Annotated in this window: 3 protein-coding genes; 2 read left to right on the top strand and 1 reads right to left on the bottom strand. The window is 67.7% G+C overall.

The features are described 5' to 3' along the window. Together ABTZ59_RS37015 and ABTZ59_RS37020 are read left to right on the top strand one after the other, a co-directional pair. The coding region (locus ABTZ59_RS37015) for a tyrosine-type recombinase/integrase (protein WP_351425908.1) at positions 1 to 1,232 on the top strand (1,232 nt) is incomplete at its 5' end. Positions 1,233 to 1,280: 48 nt separating this feature from the next. After that, positions 1,281 to 1,802, top strand: a complete 522-nt coding sequence (locus tag ABTZ59_RS37020; RefSeq protein ID WP_351013534.1) for a DUF6262 family protein — start codon at positions 1,281 to 1,283, stop codon at positions 1,800 to 1,802. Between the two features lie 49 nt (positions 1,803 to 1,851). Here the strand turns inward: ABTZ59_RS37020 and ABTZ59_RS37515 are convergent. Further along, on the bottom strand, positions 1,852 to 1,971 hold a 120-nt coding region (locus ABTZ59_RS37515), incomplete at its 5' end, for a Helicase associated domain protein (RefSeq protein ID WP_503003869.1).

A 1,971-nucleotide genomic window follows, 5' to 3' on the forward strand; every position in this document is an offset into this window, starting at 1 on the left:
AGCTGCTCTACAGCGCCATCACCGCCGGCCACGCCGAACGCCTCGGCATCGACACCGGCTTCCTGACCGCCATCCCCTTCGGCGGCACCGGCATCAAACAGCGCTCCCGCAACCCCTTCAGCGACGACGTCGCCCGCGCGCTGATGGACGAGACCAACCTGCGCCGCCTGGAGGAACTCGACCTCAACGACCGGGGCCTGCGGGACATTTGGGAGACCATCGTCGCCACCGGGCGCCGCTGCAGCGAGGTCGTCGGACTGCGACTGGACTGCATCGGCCGCTACCGCGGCCTGGCCATGCTGTGGCACGACCAGACCAAGGTCGGCAACTACAACGAGGGCATCCGCATCCCCGAGCCCGTCTACCAGCGCCTCGATGCCCGCCACACCAAGACACTCCAGCTCTTCGAAAAACGCTACGGCCGTGTCCCCACAGCCGCTGAACGCCCCGACCTGGCCTTGTTTTCCTCTCGCGTCCGTAACCCCAACGGCCGGCAGCCGATCTCCTACGGACACTTCAACCAGCGCTTCAAGACCTGGATCGCCGGCCTCGACCTCGGCGGCGCCTACGTCGCCCACCAGGCCCGCCACACCCTGGCCACCAACCTGCTGCGCGCCGGCGCCACACTCACCCACATCCGCCGCTACCTCGGCCAGCTGTCCGAGCGCATGGCCGAGCACTACGTGAAGATCACCAACAGCGACCTCGAAGACGTCCTGAACACCGTCTGGGTGGCCGGGCCCGGCGCCCCCAACCCAGGCAAACTCCTCTCCGGCGACACCACCCCCATCAACCGCGAGACAGCCCTCGCCCTGGCCCTGGACCTCTCCCGCCGCAGCACCCCCGCCGACGGGGGATTCTGCACCTACCAACCAGTCGTCGCCGGTGGAGCCTGCCCCTGGAAACTCGACTGCGAGAACTGCGACAACTTCGTCCTCTCCGGCGCAGACCTCCTCTACTGGCGACGCAAAGCCGAACAGTGGCGCTCCATCGCCGAGAACGCCCCCGACGACGCAACCGCCGACTACCTCCACACCGTCTTCGAACCCACCGCCCAGGCCATCAAAGGACTCGAGCAGGCCCTGGCCGCCCTCGGCATCCTCGACGAAGCCCTCACCCTGGACCTGCGGCGCCCCCAGGACTACTTCCACCGCACCTGGAGCACCGCTTTCCGCGCCCGAGACCTCGCCGAGCTGCAGGCATCCGGCCCGGATGCCACAGGGAAGCCATGAGTACGTCCCGCACCGACGCGGCCGTCCGGGCCCGCCGCCACGCAGGAGATGCTCGAACGCCTCCAGGCCGCCCTGGCGGCCGCGGCGCGCGATCATACGCCTGTCACCGTCGCAGCCCTTGCCCGGACCGCCCGCGTCTCGCGCACCTTCCTCTACCAAAACCAGCAGGCCAGAGCCCTGATCGAGCAGGCCAACCGCGTAGACAGACCTCACCCCGCGGTCTCCGACAGCTCCAGCCGCGCCCAGCCCGCCTGGAGAGAACGTGCACTCAACGCCGAAGACGCACTCGCCCAGGCCCACCGCGAAATCCGCACCCAGCGCACCCACATCGCAGAACTCCTCGGCAAGATCCGCGACCTCGAACACGATCTCCCCGAAGGCTCACTTCAGCGCATCGTCACCGAGAACACCACGCTGAAGCAGCACGTACGACAGCTCACCCAGGACAACCAGCAGATCCAAGAACGCCTGACCAGTGCACGCCAGAACAACCGCTTCATGGACAAACGCATCGCCGACCTTGAAGCCCAACTCGTTCCCTACCTCACCACCCCGCCCCCGCGTCCCTGACCCGGCCTCGGATCATTGCCAAACGGGACGGACCTTGCCGATGGGAGCGTCACGCCCACTCGATGCCCAGCTCCCGCAGCGCAGCCAACTGGTCCTGGGCGAGCTTGTCCCGCCTCGATTTGGTGTTGGAGACCCACACACCCAATTTCACGGCCACCGGCTCCGTCTC

This window comes from Streptomyces sp. NPDC094034 (assembly GCF_040303865.1).
GTDB lineage: Bacteria > Actinomycetota > Actinomycetes > Streptomycetales > Streptomycetaceae > Streptomyces.